The following is a 21375-nucleotide window of genomic DNA, read 5'->3' as shown; positions in this document are numbered from 1 at the left end:
GAAAATTGGGGGAGGTGCCTATGCTCAATCAAGAACTGGAACTCAGTTTAAATATGGCTTTCGCCAGAGCGCGCGAGCACCGTCATGAGTTTATGACCGTCGAGCACTTGCTGCTGGCTCTGCTAAGCAACCCCTCGGCCCGTGAGGCCCTGGAAGCGTGTTCAGTGGACCTGGTGGCATTGCGTCAGGAACTTGAAGCCTTCATCGAACAAACCACACCCGTCCTGCCAGCCACGGAAGAAGAGCGCGACACCCAGCCGACGCTGAGCTTCCAGCGTGTGCTGCAGCGCGCCGTCTTCCACGTGCAATCTTCTGGCCGCAGCGAAGTGACCGGCGCCAACGTACTGGTGGCCATTTTCAGCGAGCAGGAGTCGCAGGCCGCTTACCTGCTGCGTAAACATGAAGTCAGCCGACTCGATGTGGTGAACTTCATTTCTCATGGTACACGCAAAGACGAGCCGAGCCAGTCTTCCGATAACAGCGGAAGCCAGCCTGGCAATGAAGAGCAAGCCGGCGGGGAGGAACGTATGGAAAACTTCACCACCAACCTCAATCAGCTTGCTCGCGTCGGCGGCATTGATCCCCTGATCGGCCGTGAAAAAGAGCTGGAGCGTGCGATTCAGGTCCTGTGCCGTCGCCGTAAAAATAACCCACTGCTGGTGGGTGAATCCGGCGTCGGTAAAACTGCGATCGCCGAAGGCCTTGCCTGGCGCATTGTGCAGGGCGATGTGCCGGAAGTGATGGCCGACTGCACCATCTACTCGCTCGACATTGGCTCTTTGCTGGCAGGGACCAAATATCGTGGCGATTTTGAAAAACGCTTCAAAGCGTTGCTTAAACAGCTGGAGCAGGATACCAACAGCATCCTGTTTATTGATGAAATCCACACCATTATCGGTGCGGGGGCGGCTTCTGGCGGCCAGGTCGATGCGGCTAACCTGATTAAACCGCTGCTTTCCAGCGGCAAGATCCGGGTGATCGGCTCCACCACCTACCAGGAGTTCAGCAACATCTTTGAGAAAGATCGTGCGCTGGCCCGTCGTTTCCAGAAGATCGATATCACCGAACCGTCGGTGGAAGAGACGGTGCAGATTATCAACGGCCTGAAGCCGAAGTACGAAGCGCACCATGACGTGCGTTATACCGCTAAGGCGGTGCGTGCGGCGGTTGAGCTGGCGGTAAAATACATTAACGATCGTCATCTGCCGGATAAGGCAATTGACGTCATTGACGAAGCGGGCGCGCGGGCGCGCTTAATGCCGGTCAGCAAGCGTAAGAAAACGGTCAATGTGGCGGATATCGAGTCAGTGGTGGCGCGCATTGCGCGGATCCCTGAGAAGAGTGTCTCCCAGAGCGATCGCGATACGCTGAAAAACCTTGGCGACCGTCTGAAAATGCTGGTCTTCGGTCAGGATAAAGCCATTGAGGCGCTGACCGAAGCCATCAAAATGGCGCGCGCCGGGCTGGGCCATGAGCACAAGCCGGTTGGGTCATTCCTGTTCGCCGGGCCTACCGGGGTCGGGAAAACCGAAGTGACCGTGCAACTGGCGAAGGCGCTGGGTATTGAGCTGCTGCGTTTTGACATGTCCGAATATATGGAACGTCATACCGTCAGCCGTTTAATCGGGGCGCCTCCGGGCTACGTTGGCTTCGATCAGGGCGGGCTGCTGACCGATGCGGTGATTAAACATCCGCACGCAGTGCTGCTGCTTGATGAGATCGAAAAAGCGCATCCGGATGTGTTTAACCTGCTGCTGCAGGTGATGGATAACGGTACGCTGACCGATAACAACGGGCGTAAAGCGGACTTCCGCAACGTGGTGCTGGTGATGACCACTAACGCCGGGGTGCGGGAAACTGAGCGTAAATCGATTGGCCTTATTCAGCAGGACAACAGTCCGGATGCAATGGATGAGATCAAGAAGATCTTTACGCCGGAGTTCCGTAACCGCCTCGACAACATTATCTGGTTCGATCATCTCTCTACCACGGTGATCCATCAGGTTGTCGACAAGTTTATCGTCGAGCTGCAGGTCCAGCTGGACCAGAAAGGCGTCTCCCTGGAAGTCAGTCAGGAAGCGCGCGACTGGCTGGCGGAGAAAGGTTACGACCGGGCGATGGGTGCACGTCCAATGGGACGCGTCATTCAGGACAACCTGAAAAAGCCGCTGGCGAACGAGCTGCTGTTCGGCTCGCTGGTCGATGGTGGCCAGGTGACAGTGTCTCTGGACAGCGCGAAGAATGCGCTGACCTACGATTTCCAGAGCGCGCAGAAGCACAAACCGGAAGCCGCCCACTAAAGCGATGTCTTCAACGTAAAAACCGGCCCTGGGCCGGTTTTTTTTTGCCGGCGGCAGATATGAAAAGACCGGGAATTATCCCGGCCTTCAGCATCTGACGCCTTAAGGGCGAAAACAATCAGCGACTACGGAAGACAATGCGGCCTTTGCTCAGGTCGTACGGGGTCAGCTCAACAGTCACTTTGTCGCCCGTCAGAATGCGGATGTAGTTTTTACGCATTTTACCGGAAATATGCGCAGTTACCACGTGACCGTTTTCCAGTTCTACGCGGAACATAGTGTTAGGCAACGTTTCAAGTACGGTGCCCTGCATTTCAATATTGTCTTCTTTGGCCATCTAGTCCTCTGGGGTATCACTACCGTAGTTTTGAACCGGCAAGATAATGCCGAAGTTCATCATGTAAGTAAAGTTTTACGTATCTACCCTGAATCATTCGCCTTGCCGCAAGGTGCGCAGTCAGCACACCGGCAACGGATATATGACGGGTATGAATCGCCGAAGTAGTTTTGGCGCATTGCCCGGAACACACACGGCTATGCCGCGTGACAGGCGCAAACGTAAAGGGGAGTGACAGAACGATGGGCGTTATCTGACTCTTATTATTCCCAAACGGCGGCGGGGCAACAGGCAGAAGCTACTCTACCGCGCAATTATACCATCCTGACGCAAAATGTGCTGAAAACATTTTTATTGCGCGCCCGGAAATAGCACCCGCGGCACCCAAAATAGCTCGGGCAGGCGGTAGCCGCGTAATACTGACAGGTAGTCAAGATAATCGCGGCGGGGAATATCCACCGCGCCTAATGAGGCGGTATGGTTGTTCAGTACCTGGCAGTCGATTAATTTACCACCACTCTGCGTAAAAGCCTGACAGAATACCAGCAGCGCGGTTTTGGAGGCATTTTCTGCCCGGCTGAACATCGATTCGCCGCAAAACAGCGCCCCCTGCGCCACGCCGTACATTCCACCTACCAGCGTATTCTCTTGCCAGACTTCAATGGAATGGGCATGGCCCAGCTCATGGAGTTGGTGATAGGCGCGAACGATACTGCTGGTTATCCAGGTGCCTTCGTCACGATCGCTGGCGCAGCCTTCAATGACCTCACCAAAGGCATGATTCAGCGTGACGCGATAAGGCGAACGCTGATGAAAACGCTTCATGCTGCGGCTGAGATGAAACTGTTCCGGCCAGAGCACCGCCCGGGGATCGGGCGACCACCAGAGGATCGGGTCGCCCGGAGAAAACCATGGAAAGATACCGCGCTGATAGGCCATCAGCAGACGTGCCGGGCTCAGATCGCCGCCGAGCGCCAGCAGGCCGTTAGGTTCACGGAGGGCGCCTTCCGGGGAAGGGAAGGCGATAGAATGCCGGGAGAGCTGAACCAGACGCATTTTAACCTCAATACGCATCAGCAAAAATTAGATAATAGCCTACAGACGCTGTTTAAACTGGAAGTACCGGCCCTGTTTAGCGAGCAGATCCGCGTGACTACCTTGCTCAATTATCTGGCCGTTGTCCATGACTATTATCTGATTAAAACGCGCCAGGCCCCGCAGGCGGTGAGTCACCATCAGCACGGTTTTCTCGCGCATCACTTCCGCCAGAAGATGCAGGATCTGGCTTTCGGTGGCCGCATCCAGGCCTTCTGTCGGCTCATCGAGCAGCATCAGCGGCGCATCGTGGAGCAGTGCGCGGGCAATCGCCAGCCGGCGCAGTTCGCCGCCGGATAGCTGGCGCCCGCCTTCCCCCAGCCAGCTGTTCAGTCCGCCATCTTCCAGCAGTTTTTCCAGCCCCACTTTCTCGAGGGTCGCGCAGAGCGCGGTATCGTCAGCGTCTGGCGCCGCCAGCAGCAGGTTGTCGCGCAGCGTAGCGCTGAACAGGTGGACGCGCTGCGGCACCACGCTCATCGTCTGGCGCAGGGTGGCTTCGCTGAGCTGGGACAGCGGCTGGTCGTTGAGCAAAATCTCTCCCTGCGTTGGATCCCAGGCCCGGGTGAGGAGTTGCAACAGCGTCGACTTTCCGCAGCCGGTCCGGCCAAGAATGGCGATATGCTCTCCGGCGGCAATCTGCAGGGAGATATTCTCCAGGGCGGGGGAGGGCTGGTGCGGATAGCGGAAGGTAACCTGCCTGAAGGTTAAGGCCACCTGCGCAGGCACGCTGGCTTCACCCTCGACGAAAGTGACCTCCGGCTGCTGGTCGGTGATCTGCGAAATCCGCCGTGCGGAGGCGATCACCTGACCTAAATGCTGGAAAGCGCCAGTGACTGGCGCCAGGGCTTCGAAGGCCGCCAGGGCGCAGAAAACAAACAGCGCGATCAGCGCCCCTGGCTGGCTGTTACCCCCGATGCCGGCGGACGCCAGCCAGAGCATGGCCACCACGGCGATGCCGCCGATTAACAGCATTACTGCCTGCGAAAGCGCGGTCAGCTCGGCCTGACGGCGCTGTGCGTCCTGCCAGCTGAGCTCGGTCTTTTCCATTTGCGCGCGGTAGCGGTCGCTGGCGTTAAACACCATCAGCTCTGCCTGGCCCTGTAGCCAGGCAGTGAGCTGTTGGCGATACTGGCCGCGCAACTGCGTCATACTTTCGCCGGCTGGTTTACCTGCGCGATAGAACAGCGGCGGCATAACCAGCAGGGTGACCAGCATAATGCCGCCGAGCGTCAGCGCAAGGGTAACGTCGAGCAGGCTTAATCCGCAGGTGACCACTACAATCACCACCAGCGCGCCGACCAGCGGTGAAATCACCCGCAGGTAGAGATGATCCAGGGTATCGACATCGGCCACCACCCGGTTGAGCAGTTCACCCTGGCGAAAGCGCGCCAGCCCCGCGGGAGAGAGGGGGAGTAGTTTGCTGAAGGTGAAGACGCGCAGATGCTGCAGCACGCGGAAGGTCGCGTCATGACTGACCAGACGCTCGAAGTAGCGCCCGGCGGTACGGATAATCGCCGCGCCGCGGACGCCCGCGGCAGGCAGCATATAGTTAAAACTGTAGATCCCGGCGACACCCACCACCGCTGAGGCGGAGAGGAACCAGCCGGAGAGCGTCAGCAGGCCGATGCTGGCCAGCAGAGTCACGATGGCCAGCACGACGCCGAGCAGCAGCATCCATTTATGGCGTTTATAGAGCGCCAGATAGGGTAAAAGTGCGCGCATTTAAATCTCCTCCTGACGATGGGCCAGCAGCGCCGAGAAGACCCCACCGGCACGGGCCAGCGTGGCGTAGTCGCCTTGCTCGATAATCTGTCCGTCCTGCATGACCCAGACGGAATCCCAGTCAGCCAGTCCCTCGAGCTGGTGGGTGACCAGCAGCGTGGTTTGCTCGGTGGAGGCATGGGTCAGGGCCTGCATCACCCGTTGTTCGCTATGGGCGTCGAGGCTGGCGGCGGGTTCATCCAGCAACAGCAGGCGGCAGGGCACCAACAGCGCGCGAGCAACCGCGATACGCTGCGCCTGACCTACCGACAGACGACCCGCCTGATCGCCCACGGCGGTATGGATCCCGTCCGGCAACAGGGCGATAAACTCACTGACCCAGGCCTTGTCCAGCGCCAGTCGAAGCTGGACATCGCTGGCTTCGGGCCATGCCAGCAGCACATTTTCCCGCAGCGTGGCGGCAGGTAGTTGAGGATTCTGTCCCACCCAGCTTAACAGGCGGCGCCAGCGATCGGCGTCCAGTTCGTGCAGCTCTGCGCCGTTCACCTTCAGCGAGCCCTCGTAGGGCAAAAAGCCGAGCAGTGTGTTCAGCAGCGAACTTTTCCCGGAGCCGCTCTGACCCACCAGCACAACGCGTGCGCCAGCAGGCAGTGAAAAGTTAAGCGGCCCGGCCAGGACTTTACCTTCCGGAGATTTGATCACCAGATCGCGCGCTTCCACGCCAATCAGATCGTTATCATTTAAGGTTTTTTCGCCGCGCTTCAGCTGGGTCAATGGGGTTTCCATAAACGTTTTCAGGCTGTCTGCGGCGCCCACGGCCTGGGCTTTGGCATGGTAGAAAGTGCCCAGGTCACGTAACGGCTGGAAAAATTCCGGAGCGAGGATCAGCGTCAGGAAGCCTGCCATCAGCGTGACGCCCGCGCCATAGTGGCCGAAGTTCAGCTCACCAAGGTAAGAGAAGCCAAAATAGACCGCCACCAGCGCAATGGAGAGGGAGGTGAAAAACTCCAGCACCCCGGAGGAGAGGAAGGCCAGACGCAGGACTTCCATGGTGCGTTGGCGAAAATCCTGCGAGGCGTCGCGAATATTATCGATTTCTGCCTGACCGCGGTGAAAAATACGCAGGGTTTCCATGCCGCGCAGGCGGTCGAGGAAATGGCCGCTCAGGCGGGCCAGCGCCTGGAAGTTACGCCGGTTGGCATCGGCGGCGCCCATCCCGACCAGCGCCATGAAAAGCGGGATCAGCGGGGCGGTGCCGAGGAGGATCAACGCGGCGGCCCAGTTAATCGGGAAAATAGTGATAACGATCAGCAGCGGCACGCAGGCCGCCAGCGTCATCTGGGGCAGGTAGCGCGCATAATAATCGTGCATATCATCGATCTGCTCAAGGATAAGCGTTGCCCAACTGCCGGCCGGTTTGCCCTGGATCCAGGCGGGGCCCGCCTGCTGGAGGCGGTCGAGAACCTGACGGCGAATTTCATAGCGGATATGCTGCCCGGCCTGAAAACCGACCCGCTCACGCAGCCAGACCACCCAGGCGCGCAGCACAAAGACCAGCACCAGCAGCGTCAGCGGCAGCAGCAGGGCGGTTGCCGGAATATTTTCCATTACCATCCGGTGCAGGATCCGCGCCAGGAACCAAGCCTGCGCCACGATCAGCAGACCGCTTGCCACGCCAAGCAGGCGGGAAATCATCAACCAGCGACGGGAGATAATACTTTGCTGTTTTAACCAGCGGGTTAACTCTTGTTGACGGGTTTTATTCATTGCGCGCTTTGCAGGTATCGTTATGGGAATATTGGGCACGGCAATGTTACATCGCGGCAAAAATAAAGGCGACTTTTCGTCGCCTTCTTTACCTTTGTTACTGACTTGTAAAGATTATTTGCAAGCGTCGGCCAAACCGTCCAGGTAACGCTCGGCGTCCAGCGCCGCCATGCAGCCGGTGCCAGCGGAGGTGATCGCCTGACGATAGATATGGTCCATGACATCGCCAGCGGCAAATACGCCCGGGATACTGGTTTGCGTGGCGTTGCCGTGGATCCCGGACTGCACTTTGATATAGCCGTTTTCCAGTTCCAGCTGACCTTCAAAGATGGCAGTGTTCGGGCTGTGGCCAATGGCAACGAACAAGCCTGCCACTTCCAGAGACTCGACGTTGTCGCTGTTTTTGGTATCGCGCAGGCGCAGGCCGCTGACGCCCATCTGGTCGCCGGTCACCTCTTCGAGGGTGCGGTCGGTATGCAGCACGATGTTGCCGCTCGCCACTTTATCCATCAGACGTTTGATGAGGATTTTTTCCGCGCGGAAGGCGTCGCGACGGTGGATCAGATGCACCTCAGAGGCAATATTGGACAGATACAGAGCCTCTTCAACCGCGGTGTTACCGCCGCCGATCACCGCCACTTTCTGATTGCGATAGAAGAATCCGTCACAGGTGGCGCAAGCTGAAACGCCACGGCCTTTAAACGCCTCTTCCGATGGCAGACCGAGGTAGCGCGCCGATGCGCCGGTGGCAATGATCAGCGCATCACAGGTGTACTCACCGCTATCGCCTGTCAGACGGAACGGACGGTTTTGCAGATCGACGCGGCTGATGTGGTCGAAAATAATTTCCGTTTCAAATTTCGCGGCATGTTCGTGCATGCGCTCCATCAGCAGCGGGCCGGTGAGATCGTTAGGATCGCCCGGCCAGTTTTCCACTTCCGTCGTGGTGGTCAGCTGACCGCCTTTTTCCATCCCGGTGATCAGCACCGGCTGCAGGTTGGCGCGTGCGGCATAGACCGCCGCGGTGTATCCCGCAGGTCCAGAACCAAGGATAAGCAGTTTACTGTGTTTGGCTGTGCCCATGAGATCCCCATAATAATTGGCATACATTGGGCAGAGATTGTAGGGAATTTGTTGTCGTAAAAAAAGAGCGCAGCGATTTTGTTAACGATGTGTGCAATAGAAGCGACCGATGAATTGGCGATTTTACCGGCAAAGAATATAACTATTTCTACTGTCAGCGGGACAATTATAAGACGAAAAAATGAGAATCAACCAGGGGGGATGATGAATATCTGGCATCTTGTACTAAAAATCGATGTTTTGCTTTGACAATCCCCTGTGCTTTTGCGAAAACATTCATGGAAGAATAAAAGCAGTATTTAGCGTGCGGCGAATTTTCATGCACGCAAATGCCATTTTTATCCGGGTTAACGAAATCTACGCATGGTGTGGACAGATGCCATGCGTGATGTCGGTGACTGCCGTCAGGCAACGGGCTTCTCACGTACCCCTGGGTTACCCATTGTCGTACGGGTAATAACAGGATGGGCTCTGGCAGTGAAGGCACAGAGCCGGAACAGGAGTAGGGAAGGAATACAGAGAGACAATAATAATGGTAGATAGCAAGAAGCGCCCTGGCAAAGATCTCGACCGCATTGATCGTAACATCCTGAATGAATTGCAAAAAGATGGGCGAATTTCTAACGTCGAGCTTTCTAAACGGGTGGGACTTTCTCCGACGCCTTGCCTTGAGCGCGTGCGTCGTCTTGAAAGACAGGGTTTTATTCAGGGCTATACGGCGCTGCTCAACCCGCATTATCTGGATGCATCACTTCTGGTATTTGTTGAGATTACTCTGAATCGTGGCGCACCGGATGTGTTTGAGCAATTTAACGCCGCAGTGCAAAAACTTGAAGAAATTCAAGAGTGTCATCTGGTTTCCGGTGATTTCGACTACCTGTTGAAAACCCGCGTACCGGATATGTCAGCGTATCGTAAATTACTGGGCGAGACCTTGCTGCGCCTGCCGGGCGTAAACGACACCCGTACCTACGTGGTGATGGAAGAAGTCAAGCAAAGTAATCGTCTGGTTATTAAGACGCGCTAACACGGAACAGGTGCAAAATCGACGTAGTTTGATTACACTCCTGTTAATCCATACAGCAACAGTGCCGGGGAGACCCGGCGCTGTTGTCCGTTTTAGCAGCAGGCAGGAAACAGCCTGATACCTGGAGAGCCTTTCTTGAGCCAGGAATACACCGAAGACAAAGAAGTCAAACTAACCAAACTCAGCAGCGGGCGCCGACTCCTTGAGGCGATGCTCATCCTTTGCTCCCTCTTCGCCATCTGGCTGATGGCGGCACTACTGAGCTTTAACCCCTCGGATCCAAGCTGGTCGCAGACGGCGTGGCATGAGCCTATTCATAATTTAGGCGGCGCCCCCGGTGCGTGGCTTGCCGATACCCTCTTTTTCATTTTTGGCGTCATGGCCTACACCATCCCGGTCATCATTATTGGCGGATGCTGGTTTGCCTGGCGGCATCAGGAAAACGACGAATACATTGATTATTTCGCCGTTTCCCTGCGCCTCATTGGCGCGTTAGCCCTGATCCTGACCTCCTGTGGTCTGGCAGCCATTAACGCCGATGATATCTGGTACTTTGCCTCGGGCGGAGTGATCGGCAGCCTGCTGAGCACCACGCTGCAACCGCTGCTGCACAGCAGCGGCGGCACCATCGCCCTGTTATGCATCTGGGCGGCTGGCCTGACGCTGTTCACCGGTTGGTCGTGGGTCAGCATTGCGGAAAAACTGGGCGGCGGGATCCTGTCGGTACTCACCTTTGCCAGCAACCGTACCCGTCGCGATGATACCTGGGTCGATGAAGGCGAATACGAAGATGACGATGAAGAGTACGACGACGAAGAGGCGGCAACCCCTCAGGAGTCGCGTCGTGCCCGTATTTTACGCAGCGCGCTGGCGCGACGTAAGCGTCTGGCCGAGAAGTTTACCAACCCCATGGGGCGTAAAACCGACGCGGCGCTTTTCTCCGGCAAACGGATGGATGACGGTGAAGAGGCGGTGCAATACAGCGCCAGCGGTGCGCCTGTCGCCGCCGACGATGTACTGTTTTCCGGCGCCAGCGCGGCACGTCCCACAGAGGATGATGTGCTGTTCTCCGGCGCCAGCGCCGCGCGCCCTGGAGATTTCGACCCTTACGATCCGTTGCTGAATGGTCATAGTATCGCTGAGCCCGTGGGCGCAGCGGCGGCGGCCACTGCCGCGCCACAGGCGTGGGCTGAATCCGCGGCTGGCCATCAGGGCGCTGCGCCTGCTTATCAGCCGGAAGCGGGTTACCCGCCGCAGGCGTACCAGCCAGAGCCGGCGCCGTATCAGCAGCCGGTTTACGATCCGCATGCTGGTCAGCCGGCGCCGCAGGCGTACCAGCCAGAGCCGGCGCCGTATCAGCAGCCGGCTTATGCTTCGCATGCTGCTCAGCCTGCGCCGCAGGCGTATCAGCCAGAGCCGGCGCCGTATCAGCAGCCGACTTACGATCCGTATGCCGGTCAGCCGGCGCCGCAGGCGTATCAGCCAGAGCCGGCGCCGTATCAGCAGCCGACTTACGATCCGTATGCCGCTCAGCCTGCGCCGCAAGGGTATCAGCCAGAGCCGGCGCCGTATCAGCAGCCGACTTACGATCCGTATGCCGCTCAGCCTGCGCCGCAGGCGTATCAGCCAGAGCCGGCGCCGTATCAGCAGCCGACTTACGATCCGCATGCCGGACAACCTGCGCCGCAGGCGTATCAGCCAGAGCAGGCGCCGTATCAGCAGCCGACTTACGATCCGCATGCCGCTCAGCCTGCGCCGCAGGCGTATCAGCCGCAAAGCGCGCCAGTGCCGTCACCGGAGCCAGAACCAGAGGTTGCGCCGGAAGAGGTGAAACGTCCTCCGCTATATTACTTCGAAGAAGTCGAAGAGAAGCGGGCACGTGAACGCGAGCTGCTGGCCTCCTGGTATCAGCCAATTCCTGAGCCTGAAAGTCCGATTGCCACTAAACCGCTGACGCCGCCAGCCTCCTCGTCTAAACCGCCAGTGGAGACAACCGTGGTCTCTGCGGTCGCGGCAGGGGTGCATCAGGCAACGGCCGCCAGCGGCGGCGCGGCGGCAACAACCTCGGCGACGGCCGCATCCGCTGCGGCTGCGCCATTGTTCAGCCCGGCGTCCAGCGGACCGCGGGTCCAGGTGAAAGAGGGCATTGGTCCAAAACTACCGCGACCAAACCGCGTTCGTGTCCCGACGCGTCGGGAGCTGGCCTCCTACGGCATCAAGCTACCGTCGCAACGGGAGGCGGAACAGCGTGCGCGCCAGGCGGAGCGCGACCCCCATTATGACGATGAGCTGCTCTCGGATGAGGAAGCGGATGCTATGGAGCAGGATGAACTGGCTCGCCAGTTCGCCGCCACCCAGCAGCAGCGCTATGGCCATCGCTGGGAAGACGATAACGCGACTGATGACGATGACGCCGACACTGCGGCGGAAGCGGAACTGGCGCGCCAGTTTGCCGCCACCCAGCAGCAGCGCTACGCCGCTGAGCAGCCGCCGGGCGCTAATCCGTTCTCGCCGGCGGATTATGAATTCTCGCCGATGAAAACGCTGGTCAATGAGGGTCCGAGCGAGCCGCTGTTTACGCCGACACCGGAAGTACAGCCGCAACAACCGGCTGCCGCTCCGCAGCAGGGTTATCAACCTGCGCAGCACCAGCCGGTACACCCTCAGCCAGTGCCGCCACAGCCTTACCAGACTGCACCTCAGCCCGTGCAGCAGCAACAGCCGGTTGCCCCGCAGGGGCATCAGCCTGCCGCGCCCGCGCCGCAGGAGAGCCTGATCCACCCGCTGCTGATGCGCAATGGCGATAGCCGTCCGCTGCAAAGACCGACCACGCCGTTGCCGTCGCTGGATCTGCTCACGCCGCCGCCCAGTGAAGTCGAGCCGGTGGATACCTTTGCTCTCGAGCAGATGGCGCGACTGGTGGAAGCACGTCTGGCCGATTTCCGCATTAAAGCGGATGTGGTGAACTACTCGCCGGGGCCGGTGATCACCCGCTTCGAACTGAATCTGGCGCCTGGCGTCAAAGCGGCGCGAATCTCTAACCTGTCACGCGATCTGGCGCGTTCGCTGTCGACGGTTGCCGTGCGCGTGGTGGAAGTGATCCCGGGTAAACCGTATGTCGGTCTTGAGCTGCCGAATAAAAAGCGTCAGACCGTCTATCTGCGTGAAGTGCTCGACAACGCCAAGTTCCGCGATAACCCATCGCCGCTGACCGTGGTGCTGGGTAAAGATATCGCTGGCGACCCGGTGGTAGCTGACCTGGCGAAAATGCCGCACCTGCTGGTTGCCGGTACTACCGGTTCCGGTAAGTCAGTCGGTGTGAACGCCATGATCCTCAGCATGCTCTACAAAGCGCAGCCGGAAGATGTGCGTTTCATCATGATCGACCCGAAAATGCTCGAGCTGTCGGTCTACGAAGGTATTCCGCATCTGCTGACGGAAGTGGTCACCGACATGAAAGACGCCGCCAATGCGCTGCGCTGGAGCGTCAACGAGATGGAGCGCCGCTACAAGCTGATGTCAGCGCTGGGCGTGCGTAACCTGGCGGGCTATAACGAGAAGATCGCCGAGGCCGCGCGCATGGGGCGTCCGATTCCGGATCCGTACTGGAAGCCGGGCGACAGCATGGATGCCGTACATCCGGTGCTGGAAAAACTGCCGTATATCGTGGTGCTGGTGGACGAGTTCGCCGACCTGATGATGACCGTCGGCAAGAAGGTGGAAGAGCTGATTGCCCGTCTGGCGCAAAAAGCGCGTGCGGCGGGGATCCACCTGGTGCTGGCGACGCAGCGTCCGTCGGTAGATGTTATTACCGGCCTGATTAAGGCCAACATTCCGACGCGCATCGCCTTTACCGTGTCGAGTAAAATTGACTCGCGTACCATTCTCGATCAGGGCGGCGCGGAATCGCTGCTGGGTATGGGGGATATGCTTTACTCCGGACCGAACTCTACCACGCCGGTGCGCGTCCACGGGGCGTTTGTACGCGACCAGGAAGTCCACGCTGTGGTTCAGGACTGGAAAGCCCGCGGCCGTCCGCAGTACGTCGATGGCATTACCTCCGACAGCGAAAGCGAAGGCGGTGGTGGCGGCTTTGATGGCGGGGAAGAGCTGGACCCGCTGTTCGATCAGGCGGTCAGTTTTGTGACTGAGAAGCGCAAAGCGTCGATTTCCGGGGTCCAGCGTCAGTTCCGCATTGGCTATAACCGGGCAGCACGCATTATCGAACAGATGGAAGCGCAGGGGATCGTCAGCGAACAGGGCCATAACGGTAACCGCGAAGTGCTGGCGCCGCCGCCCTTTGAATGAGTGCAAAGTTGGGTAAATAAGCGCAAAATCAGCCAATTCTTCTGTTCCGCCGCCGTCGGCGGTCCTACATTAGGGACAGAAGAGGCTCCCGCGTCGGGAGTGACGCACATTAAGGAATAACAATGAAAAAACTCGCAATCACCTGTGCATTACTGTCTGGTATGGTCGTCAGCCAGGTCTGGGCAGATGCGGCCAGTGACTTAAAAAGCCGTCTTGATAAAGTGAGCAGTTTCCATGCCAGCTTCACGCAGAAAGTCACCGACGGCAGTGGTAACGCCGTCCAGGACGGACAGGGCGACCTGTGGGTAAAACGTCCGAACCTGTTTAACTGGCATATGACCCAGCCAGATGAAAGCGTTCTTGTCTCGGATGGCAAAACGCTGTGGTTCTACAACCCGTTCGTTGAGCAGGCTACGGCGACCTGGCTGAAAGATGCTACCAGCAACACGCCGTTTATGCTGATTGCCCGCAACCAGTCCAGTGACTGGCAGCAGTACAATATCAAACAAAACGGCGATGATTTTGTGCTGACGCCGAAAAGCGGCAGCGGTAACCTGAAGCAGTTCACGATCAACGTCGGTCGGGACGGCACCATCCATCAGTTCAGCGCCGTCGAGCAGGATGACCAGCGCAGCAGCTATCAGCTGAAGTCGCAGCAGAACGGCGCCGTCGACGCATCTAAGTTCACCTTTACGCCGCCGAAAGGGGTGACGGTGGACGATCAACGTAAGTAGAGGCGAAAGTGAGCAATCTGTCGCTCGATTTTTCCGACAACGCGTTTCAACCTCTGGCCGCTCGCATGCGGCCAGAAAATTTAGCGCAGTATATTGGCCAGCAGCATCTGCTGGCGCCGGGTAAACCCCTGCCGCGGGCGATTGAAGCCGGGCACCTGCATTCAATGATCCTCTGGGGGCCGCCGGGCACCGGCAAGACCACCCTCGCGGAAGTGATTGCCCGCTACGCCAGCGCCGATGTCGAACGGATCTCGGCGGTGACCTCAGGGGTCAAAGAGATCCGCGAAGCCATTGAGCGCGCGCGGCAAAACCGCAACGCCGGCCGACGGACCATCCTGTTTGTTGACGAAGTGCATCGTTTCAACAAAAGCCAGCAGGATGCCTTTCTGCCCCATATTGAAGACGGCACCATCACTTTTATTGGCGCGACGACCGAAAACCCCTCCTTTGAGCTTAATTCAGCGCTGCTCTCCCGCGCCCGCGTCTACTTACTGAAATCGCTGACCACCGACGATATCGAGCGGGTGCTTGACCAGACGATGAACGATAAGTCCCGCGGCTACGGCGGGCAGGATATTATTCTGCCGGAAGAGACCCGCAAGGCCATCGCCGAACTGGTGAACGGCGACGCGAGGCGGGCGCTGAATACCCTGGAAATGATGGCTGATATGGCCGAGAGCGATGACTCGGGCAAGCGGGTGCTGAAGGCGGAACTGCTGACCGAGATCGCTGGCGAGCGCAGCGCGCGCTTTGATAACAAAGGCGACCGGTTCTACGATTTGATTTCTGCTCTGCATAAGTCGGTGCGCGGTAGCGCGCCGGATGCGGCACTTTACTGGTATGCGCGGATCATCACCGCCGGCGGCGATCCGCTGTACGTTGCCCGCCGCTGTCTGGCGATAGCCTCGGAAGATGTCGGCAACGCCGACCCACGGGCGATGCAGGTCGCCATTTCGGCGTGGGATTGCTTTACCCGCGTCGGGCCGGCGGAAGGCGAACGGGCGATTGCCCAGGCCATTGTCTATCTGGCCTGCGCGCCGAAAAGCAACGCCGTCTACACCGCCTTTAAAGCGGCGCTGTCCGACGCGCGGGATCGTCCTGACTACGACGTTCCGGTGCATCTGCGCAATGCGCCGACGAAGCTGATGAAAGAGATGGGTTACGGACAGGAGTATCGTTACGCTCATGACGAACCCAACGCCTACGCCGCCGGCGAGCAGTACTTCCCGCAGGAAATGGCGCAAACGCGCTATTATCACCCGACAAACCGGGGGCTTGAGGGCAAAATTGGCGAAAAGCTCGCCTGGCTCGCTGAACAGGATCAAAATAGCCCGATAAAACGCTACCGCTAATTGAGGCGTTGCGGTAAGGTTATTACTCTATTTCCGTGGTCGTAGTCTGCGGCCACTTTTCTTTATTTAATTCGATAAGCACAGGATAAGCATGCTCGATCCCAATCTGCTGCGTACCGAGCCAGACGCAGTCGCAGAAAAACTGGCACGCCGGGGCTTTAAGCTGGATGTAGATAAACTTCGCGCGCTTGAAGAGCGTCGTAAAGTTCTGCAGGTGCAAACGGAAAACCTGCAGGCGGAGCGTAACTCCCGATCGAAATCCATTGGCCAGGCGAAAGCGCGCGGGGAAGACATCGAGCCATTACGCCTGGAAGTGAACAAACTCGGCGAACAGTTGGATGCTGCAAAGTCCGAGCTGGAAACGCTGCTGGCGGAAATTCGCGATATCGCGCTGGCGATCCCGAATATTCCTCATGATGATGTGCCGGTTGGCCGTGACGAAAACGACAACGTTGAAGTCAGCCGCTGGGGCACGCCGCGCCAGTTCGATTTTGAAGTGCGCGATCACGTGACGCTGGGGGAAATGCACGGGGGGCTGGATTTTGCCGCCGCCGTTAAGCTGACTGGTTCGCGTTTTGTGGTGATGAAAGGCCAGCTGGCCCGTCTGCACCGCGCCCTGGCGCAGTTCATGCTGGATCTGCACACCGAACAGCATGGCTATAGCGAAAACTATGTCCCGTACCTGGTGAACCAGGACACGCTGTATGGCACCGGCCAGTTGCCGAAATTCGCTGGCGACCTGTTCCATACTCGTCCGCTGGAAGAAGAAGCCGACAGCAGCAACTACGCGCTGATCCCGACGGCGGAAGTGCCGCTGACCAACCTGGTACGCGATGAAATCATCGACGAAGACGACCTGCCGATCAAAATGACCGCCCATACGCCGTGCTTCCGCTCTGAAGCCGGTTCCTATGGTCGCGACACCCGCGGTCTGATCCGCATGCACCAGTTCGACAAAGTTGAAATGGTGCAGATCGTGCGTCCGGAAGACTCCATGGCCGCGCTGGAAGAGATGACCGGTCACGCCGAGAAAGTGCTGCAGCTGCTGGGTCTGCCGTACCGTAAGGTCGCGCTGTGCACCGGCGATATGGGCTTCAGCGCCTGCAAAACCTACGACCTGGAAGTGTGGGTTCCGGCGCAGAACACCTACCGTGAAATCTCTTCCTGCTCTAACGTCTGGGATTTCCAGGCGCGTCGTATGCAGGCCCGCTGCCGCAGCAAGTCCGACAAGAAGACTCGCCTCGTTCATACTCTGAATGGTTCTGGTCTGGCGGTAGGTCGTACCCTGGTGGCGCTGATGGAAAACTATCAGCAGGCCGATGGCCGTATTGAGATCCCGGAAATTCTGCGCCCGTATATGCGTGGCCTCGAATATATCGGGTAATTTTTTCTTCCTCTCTTTTAAAAGCGCCTGCGGGCGCTTTTTTTACGCCCTTATTGATACCGGGCAATAATCCATTCTACGAATGCAGTGATACTCCCTTTGGATTAAATCAGCATAAAAAACCAATAATATTTCAAAGCAATATATATATGACTATATAGCGCTTGTCAGTTTATTGTGAGCAACCAAAGCGAGTATCCATGAAAATTAAAGCCCCCGATGCTTTACTGGCTGCTGAGGTAAGCCGCCGTGGTCTGATGAAAACCACGGCAATAGGCGGCCTGGCGCTGGCCAGCAACGCACTAACATTACCCTTTACCCGACTGGCGCATGCCGCCGATACGCCGGCACCCGCCAACGAGAAGGTGGTCTGGAGTGCCTGTACCGTCAACTGCGGCAGCCGCTGCCCGCTGCGCATGCACGTGGTGGATGGCGCGATTAAATACGTCGAAACCGATAATACCGGTGACGATAACTATGACGGTTTGCACCAGGTCCGCGCCTGCCTGCGCGGGCGTTCGATGCGCCGCCGCGTCTATAACCCGGATCGCCTGAAGTACCCGATGAAGCGCGTTGGCAAACGCGGGGAAGGGAAATTCGAGCAAATCAGCTGGGAAGAGGCGTTCGATACTATCGCCAGCAATATGCAGCGGCTGATTAAAGAATACGGCAACGAATCCATCTATCTGAACTACGGCACCGGTACGCTCGGCGGCACGCTGACTCGTTCCTGGCCGCCAGGAAAAACGCTGATTGCCCGTCTGATGAACTGCTGCGGCGGTTATCTGAACCACTATGGCGATTACTCTTCGGCGCAGATTGCCGAGGGCCTCAATTATACCTACGGCGGCTGGGCCGACGGCAATAGTCCATCGGATATTGAAAACAGCCAGCTGGTGGTGCTGTTCGGCAATAACCCCGGCGAAACGCGGATGAGCGGCGGCGGGGTGACATACTACCTTGAACAGGCGCGGCAGAAATCCAATGCCCGGATGATCATCATCGATCCGCGCTATACCGACACCGGCGCCGGGCGTGAAGATGAATGGATCCCGATTCGCCCCGGCACCGATGCGGCGCTGGTATCGGGTCTGGCGTGGGTGATGATCACCGAGAATCTGGTCGATCAGCCGTTCCTCGATAAATACTGCGTGGGATACGACGAGAAAACGCTGCCCGCCGGTGCGCCAGCCAATGGTCACTACAAAGCTTACATTCTTGGCCAGGGCACGGACGGTATCGCCAAAACGCCGGAGTGGGCCTCGACGATTACCGGTATTCCGCGCGAACGCATTGTTAAACTGGCGCGCGAAATTGCCACCGCCAAACCGGCCTATATCAGCCAGGGTTGGGGGCCGCAGCGTCACGCCAACGGCGAAATCGCCACCCGGGCTATCTCGATGCTCGCTATCCTGACGGGTAACGTCGGGATCAACGGCGGCAACAGCGGCGCGCGCGAGGGCTCTTACAGCCTGCCCTTTGAGCGCATGCCGACGCTGGAGAATCCGGTTCAGACCAGTATCTCGATGTTTATGTGGACCGACGCTATCGAGCGTGGTCCGGAAATGACCGCGCTGCGCGACGGCGTTCGTGGCAAAGATAAGCTCGACGTGCCGATCAAAATGATCTGGAACTATGCGGGCAATTGCCTGATTAACCAGCACTCAGAGATCAACCGTACCCACGAGATCCTGCAGGACGACAAGAAGTGCGAGATGATCGTAGTCATCGATTGCCATATGACCTCGTCCGCGAAATACGCCGATATTCTGCTGCCGGACTGCACCGCCTCCGAGCAGATGGATTTCGCGCTGGATGCCTCCTGCGGCAACATGTCCTACATCATCTTTGCCGATCAGGCCATCAAGCCGCGTTTCGAATGCAAAACTATCTATGAGATGACCACCGAGCTGGCAAAACGCCTCGGTGTGGAGCAGCAGTTTACCGAAGGCCGTACCCAGGAAGGCTGGATGCGCCATCTGTATGAACAGTCGCAGAAAGCGATCCCTGACCTACCAGATTTCGACACCTTCCGCCAGCAGGGCATTTATAAGCAGCGCGATCCGCAAGGACACCATGTGGCCTACAAAGCCTTCCGCGAGGATCCGCAGGCCAATCCGCTGACCACGCCGTCGGGCAAGATCGAAATCTACTCGCAGGCGCTGGCGAAAATCGCGGCCACCTGGGAGCTGCCGGAAGGGGATGTTATCGATCCACTGCCGATCTACACCCCGGGCTTCGAAAACTACAACGATCCATTGACGGCGAAATACCCGCTACAGCTGACCGGCTTCCACTATAAATCGCGCGTTCACTCAACTTACGGCAACGTCGATGTACTGAAGGCCGCCTGTCGGCAGGAGATGTGGATTAACCCGATCGACGCGAAGCAACGCGGCATTGCCAACGGCGATCGCATTCGCATCTTCAACGACCGCGGAGAAGTGCATATTGAAGCGAAGGTGACGCCGCGCATGATGCCGGGCGTTGTCGCGCTGGGGGAAGGGGCCTGGTATAACCCGGACGCTTCACGGGTGGATCAGGCGGGCAGCATTAACGTGCTGACCACCCAGCGTCCGTCGCCGCTGGCGAAGGGGAACCCGTCGCATACCAACCTCGTCCAGGTTGAGAAGCTGTAAGGAGTAACCGATGACAACTCAGTATGGATTTTTTATTGATTCCGCCCGTTGCACCGGTTGCAAGACCTGCGAACTGGCCTGTAAGGATTACAAGAACCTGACCCCGGAGGTCAGCTTCCGCCGCATCTATGAGTATGCCGGTGGCGACTGGCAGGAGGATAACGGTGTCTGGAATCAGAACGTTTTTGCTTATTACCTCTCCATCGCCTGTAACCACTGCGAAGATCCGGCCTGCACCAAGGTCTGTCCGAGCGGGGCAATGCACAAGCGTGAAGATGGTTTTGTCGTGGTCAACGAAGAGGTGTGCATTGGCTGCCGTTACTGCCATATGGCCTGCCCGTACGGCGCCCCGCAGTACAACGCCGACAAGGGCCACATGACCAAGTGCGACGGTTGCCATGAGCGCGTCGCCGAGGGGAAAAAGCCGATCTGCGTCGAGTCCTGCCCGCTGCGGGCGCTTGATTTCGGGCCGATTGCCGAGCTGCGCGCTAAGCATGGCCAGCTGGCCGCGGTAGCCCCGCTGCCGTCGGCGCACTTTACCAGGCCGAGTATCGTTATTAAACCTAACGCCAATGCCCGGCCGTGTGGCGATACCACCGGTTACCTGGCGAATCCGAAGGAGGTGTGAGATGGGAAACGGATGGCATGAATGGCCGCTGATGATCTTTACTGTCTTCGGCCAGTGCGTCGCGGGCGGGTTTATCGTCATGGCCCTGGCGCTGATGACGGGCAATCTTTCTCGCGAGCAGGAGCAGCGCGTGGTGGGGAGTATGTTTGGCCTGTGGGTATTGATGGGGATCGGGTTTATCGCCTCGACAATGCACCTCGGTTCGCCGCTACGGGCCTTTAACTCGCTGAATCGCGTGGGAGCCTCGTCGCTGAGTAATGAGATAGCCAGCGGGGCGATCTTCTTCGCCGTCGGCGGGATTGGCTGGCTACTGGCCGTGTGTAAAAAACTGCCTGCCGGCCTGCGTAGCCTGTGGCTGATAGTCACCATGGTGCTGGGTGTGATCTTCGTCTGGATGATGGTGCGGGTATACAACACCATCGACACGGTGCCGACCTGGTACACCGTCTGGACGCCGCTGAGCTTCTTCCTGACGCTGTTTATCGGCGGTCCGCTGCTGGGCTACCTGCTGCTGCGCGTGGCAGGCGTTGACGGCTGGGCGCTGCGCTTGCTGCCGGTGGTCACTTTGTTGGCGCTGCTGGCGAGTATTGTCGTGGTCCTGATGCAGGGGAGTGAACTCGCTACTATTCACAGTTCAATCCAGCAGGCCTCCGCTCTGGTGCCGGATTACGGGTTGCTTATGGCCTGGCGTATGGTGCTGCTGGCGCTGGCCCTGGCCTGCTGGTGCGTGCCGCAGATCCGCGGCCGCAAGCCGGCGGTCTCGCTGCTTAGCCTGGCGTTTGTTCTGGTGCTGGCGGGAGAGATGATTGGCCGCGGCGTATTCTATGGTCTGCATATGACCGTGGGGATGGCTATCGCCAGTTAATCGGCGTCATCATGCCGGCGGTCATACGCCGGCATGATGAAAACGTGCTGTCGATAGATGAAATTTTTCAACTGAAATCAACGTCGACATTTATTAATAAATTAAGAAAAACAACAGTGTATTATCTGTTGCCT

The 21375-nt window shown here is 58.2% G+C and carries 14 protein-coding genes; 9 read left to right on the top strand and 5 right to left on the bottom strand.

The features are described 5' to 3' along the window. The first annotated feature begins 20 nt into the window (after positions 1–20). Complete coding sequence (gene clpA / locus SP68_RS17265; protein WP_012542332.1) at positions 21–2300, top strand: ATP-dependent Clp protease ATP-binding subunit ClpA; 2280 nt, start codon at positions 21–23, stop codon at positions 2298–2300. A gap of 118 nt (positions 2301–2418) precedes the next feature. On the opposite strand, the gene infA is transcribed toward clpA, so the two are convergent. From infA to trxB, 5 genes are all read right to left on the bottom strand, one after another. After that, complete coding sequence (gene infA / locus SP68_RS17260; RefSeq protein ID WP_001040187.1) at positions 2419–2637, bottom strand: translation initiation factor IF-1; 219 nt, start codon at positions 2635–2637, stop codon at positions 2419–2421. 351 nt (positions 2638–2988) lie between these two features. After that, complete coding sequence (gene aat, locus SP68_RS17255) at positions 2989–3693, bottom strand: leucyl/phenylalanyl-tRNA--protein transferase (RefSeq protein ID WP_008805841.1); 705 nt, start codon at positions 3691–3693, stop codon at positions 2989–2991. A 39-nt stretch (positions 3694–3732) separates the two neighbouring features. Then, positions 3733–5454, bottom strand: coding sequence for a heme ABC transporter ATP-binding protein/permease CydC (gene cydC / locus SP68_RS17250; RefSeq protein WP_012968624.1), 1722 nt, complete (start codon positions 5452–5454; stop codon positions 3733–3735). Further along, positions 5455–7221: a heme ABC transporter permease/ATP-binding protein CydD gene (gene cydD, locus SP68_RS17245; protein ID WP_040975027.1), complete on the bottom strand. Its 1767-nt coding sequence runs from the start codon at positions 7219–7221 to the stop codon at positions 5455–5457. It lies immediately after the preceding gene. Between the two features lie 114 nt (positions 7222–7335). Next, positions 7336–8304, bottom strand: coding sequence for a thioredoxin-disulfide reductase (gene trxB, locus SP68_RS17240; protein WP_012542328.1), 969 nt, complete (start codon positions 8302–8304; stop codon positions 7336–7338). 532 nt (positions 8305–8836) lie between these two features. On the opposite strand from trxB, the gene lrp reads away from it, so the two are divergent. The 8 genes from lrp (at position 8837) to SP68_RS17200 (ending at position 21241) form a co-directional block, all read left to right on the top strand. Beyond that, complete coding sequence (gene lrp / locus SP68_RS17235; protein WP_000228469.1) at positions 8837–9331, top strand: leucine-responsive transcriptional regulator Lrp; 495 nt, start codon at positions 8837–8839, stop codon at positions 9329–9331. A 135-nt stretch (positions 9332–9466) separates the two neighbouring features. Beyond that, positions 9467–13639, top strand: coding sequence for a DNA translocase FtsK (gene ftsK, locus SP68_RS17230; protein WP_040975135.1), 4173 nt, complete (start codon positions 9467–9469; stop codon positions 13637–13639). Between the two features lie 122 nt (positions 13640–13761). Further along, a complete protein-coding gene (gene lolA, locus SP68_RS17225; protein WP_004201368.1) occupies positions 13762–14373 on the top strand; it encodes an outer membrane lipoprotein periplasmic chaperone LolA in 612 nt (203 codons plus the stop codon). An 8-nt stretch (positions 14374–14381) separates the two neighbouring features. Beyond that, positions 14382–15725, top strand: coding sequence for a replication-associated recombination protein RarA (gene rarA, locus SP68_RS17220; RefSeq protein ID WP_040975137.1), 1344 nt, complete (start codon positions 14382–14384; stop codon positions 15723–15725). A gap of 91 nt (positions 15726–15816) precedes the next feature. Further along, entirely contained in the window at positions 15817–17109 is a 1293-nt protein-coding gene (gene serS, locus SP68_RS17215) for a serine--tRNA ligase (protein ID WP_008805848.1), read from the top strand. A 200-nt stretch (positions 17110–17309) separates the two neighbouring features. Continuing rightward, positions 17310–19748, top strand: coding sequence for a dimethylsulfoxide reductase subunit A (dmsA, locus tag SP68_RS17210; RefSeq protein ID WP_008805849.1), 2439 nt, complete (start codon positions 17310–17312; stop codon positions 19746–19748). A gap of 10 nt (positions 19749–19758) precedes the next feature. Next, positions 19759–20376, top strand: coding sequence for a DMSO/selenate family reductase complex B subunit (locus SP68_RS17205; RefSeq protein ID WP_004201375.1), 618 nt, complete (start codon positions 19759–19761; stop codon positions 20374–20376). 1 nt (position 20377) lies between these two features. After that, complete coding sequence (locus SP68_RS17200; protein WP_012968620.1) at positions 20378–21241, top strand: dimethyl sulfoxide reductase anchor subunit family protein; 864 nt, start codon at positions 20378–20380, stop codon at positions 21239–21241. Positions 21242–21375 lie beyond the last annotated feature (134 nt).

This window comes from Klebsiella variicola, from assembly GCF_000828055.2.
Lineage (GTDB): Bacteria > Pseudomonadota > Gammaproteobacteria > Enterobacterales > Enterobacteriaceae > Klebsiella > Klebsiella variicola.
The sequence above is the reverse complement of the archived record's forward strand: the minus strand, read 5'-3'. Positions and strand labels throughout refer to the sequence as shown.